General features: G+C 49.9%; 3 protein-coding genes. 2 read left to right on the top strand and 1 reads right to left on the bottom strand.

The annotated features are described in order from the left end of the window. Positions 1-446 precede the first annotated feature (446 nt). On the top strand, positions 447-1,100 hold the full coding sequence (locus PHV74_14980) for a CBS domain-containing protein (protein MDD5095659.1): 654 nt from the start codon (positions 447-449) through the stop codon (positions 1,098-1,100). Between the two features lie 362 nt (positions 1,101-1,462). Here PHV74_14980 and PHV74_14975 read toward each other — a convergent pair whose 3' ends face one another. Continuing rightward, the gene (locus tag PHV74_14975) at positions 1,463-3,778 is read right to left on the bottom strand and encodes an MMPL family transporter (protein ID MDD5095658.1); all 2,316 of its coding nucleotides are present in this window, start codon (positions 3,776-3,778) and stop codon (positions 1,463-1,465) included. 464 nt (positions 3,779-4,242) lie between these two features. Here PHV74_14975 and PHV74_14970 point away from each other — a divergent pair, with 464 nt between their 5' ends. Further along, a complete protein-coding gene (locus PHV74_14970) occupies positions 4,243-4,581 on the top strand; it encodes a transposase (protein MDD5095657.1) in 339 nt (112 codons plus the stop codon). The last annotated feature ends 124 nt before the right edge of the window (positions 4,582-4,705 follow it).

Genomic DNA, 4,705 nt, shown 5'->3' with positions numbered 1-4,705 from the left:
GCAAGGACTTGCTGATGATTAGGGGGTTGTTCAGAGGGCGAAACCACAGAATAATCGCCAATAAACGCTATTTTACGTAGGAAATTGCGCCAGTTCGGTTTCTTGGCCAACTTATTCAGAGATTCCTCAACAAACAAGAGATTGCCTCGCCGACGAGGAGCGCAGATTTCACAACCTCTCACGGGATCAGGGGCCACGGTACTCCCGCTTGAGGCTCTTTTGCATAGGCTTCAAATCGAGACTCAAATCTTGTTGCCTTTGGCTACACCCGAATCGGAGTTTGTGTTATACTTGGCTGGAACCTGATCTAGAGTATCCATAGGCAAATCACAAGGACCTGAAAGACGTGTTTTTATGGGCTATGTTCATGGGCCCTTGCAGACTCTGTCGAATTCTCCTCAACCCTATTGACGACTGCATTCTCTGAAAAACAAGGGGGGAAGCATATGTTAGTGAGAGACATTATGACGACAAATGTGGTAACTGTATCCAGCGAGACGACGATCATGGACGCCAGAAAGATCATGGAAGCACACAACTTCGAGCGGCTTCCGGTTGTGGATAAGAGCATGCTTGTGGGCATCGTGACAAAAACTCTCCTGCAGAGGGCCGCGCTGCCTGCGGTCACCACGTTAAATTTATGGGACATCAGCTACCTGTTGGCCAGAATAACGGTTAGAAAAGTTATGAAAACATCACTGGTAACCGTTACTCCGGATATGACTGCTGAGGCTGCAGCCACCATTGCGCAGAGGCATCATGTAGGCGCAACTCCAGTGGTGGAAGATGGTAAGGTGGTAGGCATCCTTACAGCGAATGATTACTTCTATAAGATACTCAACCCGTTGTTGGGCATTAATGAGAGCGGCAAACGCATCATCGTATATGAAGCGGGGACTCCGGATACTATCTGCGAAGTCATGCAGATTGTGAAAAAGGAGAGAGTCGCGGTAAAGACCGAATATACCGCTGGTAAGCCAGAGGCAAACATTAAGGATCTATATGTCCATCTGGATACCGAGGATGTGAGCAAGCTCACTGCAATCAAGGAGCAGCTGACAAAATTAGGTCTCCGCGTCGATATTCAAGAGCACATTTAGAAACTCAGTGGTCACGTGGTGCCAGATGTTTCTGATGGGGATTTTGGAGTGTCGACTGATATTTCTTCCATGCCTCCACTGAACGATTGGCACGTTCAGAATTCGGTCATAGCTCCCGAAAACTCTTCTACTCTGACGGTTAAACCATCATCGGTCATGGCAAGGTTGTGCATGCGAAATGGAGTCGGTGCACCGTTTTAGCAGCTAAACAGGGATCATTATGGGAGTCAGTCCCGGTTCCGCCGCAGTGACTGGTTCAGAGAGAGCGTCTTGAATATCAAGCGGCGGCCTAATCTGGAAGAGGAATATGAGACATACAGGCCCGCAAACGTCAGGGCGACATTTGCGGGCCTGATATCTCATCAAGCGGATTGTTTAGATACGGATGCTGTCCGGCGTTCGCGCCAAGTGTCAAAATAGACCACCATAGCGGGCAGAACAACCAATGTACTTATTATAACCAAAGTCATGTCGATAACCGTGATCCATCCGAATTGACTCAGAAATGGGAAATTGAATGCGAACCACAACGATCCAAAGCCCAGCATGACCATCAATCCTGAGATAAGGATGGCGCGCCCGATCCGGCTCATGGCCGTGACCATGCAATCCATAGGTGTTCCTCCTTTATCCCGCTCCTCGTAGTAACGCATTAGCAGCAGGACGGTGAACTCCACTCCAATTCCCATAACTTGGGCAGGCATTAATGCTAGCATTGTGGTCACATTCAGACCCTTGGCCCACATCACTGCTGTGGACCAACCGAGGATCATGAGAATGGGCAACGTGGCCACGATAACTCTCAAAACTCGACCCTTGAAAAGAAACAGCAGCATCACGAAGATGAAGACTACCCCAATCCATGTCAACTTCCCTCGGCTATCTGCCAGATCACGTCCTGTTCTGTCGGTCAGCAGCCCGTTGCCCGACACCACAGAAGTGACTCCATCGGGTGGATTGCCAAATTCTCTTCTGGCATCTGCAAGAAAGACACCCTTTTCCTTAGCTTCCGGCGAACTGCTAGTCAGACCGATGTGAGCTTGCTTGAAATCGGCGGAGACGTAATTGACCCACAACCTGTGGGGCACCTGCTCCAGCATGGCTTGTGCCGACGCCGAATCTGTAGGCAACGCCCCGAATGTGCTCACAAAGAAGTCAGCTATTCCTGATGCCGCGGCCGAATAATGTCCAGGATTGTCTGGATCGTTGGGGCGATTATTCACAAGGAAGCTTTTCTCTGAGTCAGCCATCCATTGCAGGATTTCTGGCTCAAGCACGTTATCGGCCGTGATCAACATGTCCGCGGGGCTGGTCCCTCCAGCCAGCACGCTTAATTTGGTGAGATTCTTGGTTACGTCAAGTTTGGGAGATAAGTAGCTCTTGTATCCAATGTCGCCCTCTAGACCAGACTCTTGAGTCCAGCCGAAAACAGCAAACCCTATGCCGATCAAGACGATAGGGATGGCAAACCTAGTTGCTTTGTGAGCAATGAATGAAGCGAGATTGTCAATCCATGTCGCCGTTCGCTCATCGGGCTTGTTGGTAGCGTCGTGACGTCGATCCTTCAGGTAGAGGATAGGAATCAAGAGCATGAATGTAACCACCAGGCATACGCCGACGCCAAGGATCAGCATTTTGCCGAAGCTTTGCACCATGGGGGTTTTGGCAAAAAATACCGCGGCGAAACCAGCACAGGCAACCATCATGGCTATGACGAGGGGAGGGCCGATGTGTTCGAGGGTATTTCTCACGCTTTGCGCGGATGACAATCCTTTTCGCTGCTCCTCATCATAACGGTTGTGGACTTGGACGGAATAGTCTACCCCCAACCCGAGCAATATGGGATATACTGCCATGGAAACCACGGTGATTTTCAAGTCTATGAATCCCATGATGCCCATAGTATAAATCACACCAATCAAAACTAGGCCCAGAGAGAGCCAACGCCAGGGGAAGGAACCACGAGTCTTGAACAGCACTGCCAGGACGAGGATCATGCCGATGCCGGCAATCATCATAATCTTGCTAATGGTCTTTGGGGTTTCCGTTTGCTCATAATCCATAAAGGTAGGGTTACCAGTGACCGTTGCGGTGACGTTCTCAAAACCGGCTTCCTTGACGACTTTCCTCGCCTCTACAAGGAAGTCGTGAATTTGGTCGTGCTCAAGGCCTCCTACAAGACCCAGTACCATACGGCCATTTTGGGGATTCCAGAAGACACCTTTTCCCTGCCTGCTCAGCTGCCCTGTTGCAGGATCGATCAGCCAAGATTCGTTCGATTTAGCATCGGCAGCCTGAGGGTTTTTGGCCATTGCTGAGGTCTTCATCATGTTGATAATGAACTCAGGTGTGATAACGAACTGCACGTTCGGCTTCCCGGTGAAGTAGTCATCGAAATACTTCATCGCCGCCAGATTCTTGTCACTCAATATCTGAGAGAGGTTGTCACCCTCAAGAAGGACAATGAACTGATCGTTGCTGAAATTCTCATCCAGTTTGTAGATGTCATCATAAGTCTGGGTGCCCTTGGGAATGTAGTCTCCATAACCATTAGAAGTGCTCACCTGGCTGGCTCCGATAAGGGCGACAACCAGCAGGATGGCCGCAATGAGTAATACCCACTTTACCCTTTTTTCGGTAAAGTCCCAGATACTTAACAGAATCTTTCCTATCATCATTACCCCCTTTTCGCTTGATGGCTCAACAGTGCCGGTCGAAACTAAAGCCGTTTTTACTGGAATTTGCTATATAGATTACAGACTACTCCTTTCCTCCCGCTGAGGGAAACGTTTTTCTGGTATGCAAATTTCTTCTCTTGAAGTGATGAATATCAGCAGCCGCATTCCGGGAAACCGAATACTTTTTGATGAAAGTCCCGCGGGCATATCCTGGATTCCAGATATCCCGTACTTTTGGTCACCCCCCTTGCTATCAGAATAACGCAATGGCCAGAACTTATAGTTACAATAACTCCTGCAACTTGAGTAGAACAACGCCCGTAAGGACTGGTAAACACCCCGTCCAAAAGTCTTGGTCGATCATTCTATACGATCATTTCGTACGATAATTTTCTCGGCGCCCGAATTGAAGCGAAAAAAGTTGCCGCCAAAGTTGGATGGAATAGGGAGGCGGAGTCGTTCAGATGAAGGGGATTCCGCGAGGAGGGTACACGAAGGAGTTGCGGGAAGAAGCGGTGAAGCTTGTAACGGAAGGGAATGTGTGGCTGTCAGAGGCTGCGCGGAGGTGGTCATTACCGCCATCGACAATGGGGAATTGGGTAAAAGCTTATAAGGCGGGAAATCTGGGAGAGGGGGGCAAGACACAGCAGCCTTTGACCGAAATAGAGATGGAACTGGCTCGGACGAAGCGAGCCCGGGAGGAGGCGCGGCTGGAGCTTGAGATTAAGGCAGGGCATAAACGGACGCGTCATGCCTGCGGTCCTGATCGATTGCAGCGCGATCTGGAGGAACACTTCATCTAAGGAACCTTCTATGAGGGGTTCTTTGTCAAGCCCCTTGGTCATTTTGGTCCGTCGCTGTTACTGCCTCGACCTTCAATTTAAGCCTTGGCCTGAGCCCGCGAGTCGGTCAAGGGCGATCCCAAGA

This window comes from Dehalococcoidia bacterium (assembly GCA_028711995.1).
Taxonomy (GTDB): domain Bacteria; phylum Chloroflexota; class Dehalococcoidia; order SZUA-161; family SpSt-899; genus JAQTRE01.
Note: the sequence above shows the minus strand (reverse complement) of the source record. Positions and strands in the feature narration are given on the sequence as shown.

What these genes read in the sequence shown, in the direction of transcription:
- PHV74_14975 (MDD5095658.1), bottom strand. Translation starts at nt 3,778, where the DNA reads ATGATGATAGGAAAGATTCTGTTAAGTATCTGGGACTTTACCGAAAAA.
- PHV74_14980 (MDD5095659.1), top strand. Translation starts at nt 447, where the DNA reads ATGTTAGTGAGAGACATTATGACGACAAATGTGGTAACTGTATCCAGC.
- PHV74_14970 (MDD5095657.1), top strand. Translation starts at nt 4,243, where the DNA reads ATGAAGGGGATTCCGCGAGGAGGGTACACGAAGGAGTTGCGGGAAGAA.